1 protein-coding gene is annotated in these 429 nt (G+C 59.7%); it reads right to left on the bottom strand.

Annotated elements, in window-relative coordinates; genetic code table 11:
* Nucleotides 1-429, bottom strand: a 429-nt coding sequence (locus tag GM676_RS31365; protein WP_155468471.1) for a helix-turn-helix domain-containing protein, incomplete at both ends; no start/stop codon positions are given.

Here is a 429-nt window from a genome sequence, read left to right as displayed (position 1 = left end):
GGGTAAGTGTGCTTGAGCCATCCAGCAATTTGCTCTGGTGACCACTGCAACCGCAGCCTGTCTGCAACGACGTTAGCCAGTTCTGGTTGAAGCACCAGTTTACAGCGCTTGGGACGCTTTGCCAGATCCCACGCATGCTGGTCAGCGTGGGTGGCACGGTAGCTGATCTGGCCTCCGTTGCGCTTGATTTCCCGGCTAATCGTGGATGGGGCTCGGCAAAGCGATGTGGCGATCATCCTGATCGACCTGCCGACCGCCAGCAAGCGCGAGATTTCTTCCCGCTCGGACAAGGTCAGCGCCAGCCTGGAGCGACAGCGCTGAGCGGGGCTGATGCCGCCTGTTTCGGCAAGAATCCGCTGAATCGACGAATGATTTCGGTCGAACAGCTGAGCAATGTGCTGAAGGGACTCGCCCTTACGCCAGCGCTCC

The organism is Duganella radicis (assembly GCF_009720825.1).
GTDB lineage: Bacteria > Pseudomonadota > Gammaproteobacteria > Burkholderiales > Burkholderiaceae_D > Rugamonas > Rugamonas radicis.
This window is presented reverse-complemented; position numbering and strand designations above follow the sequence as displayed.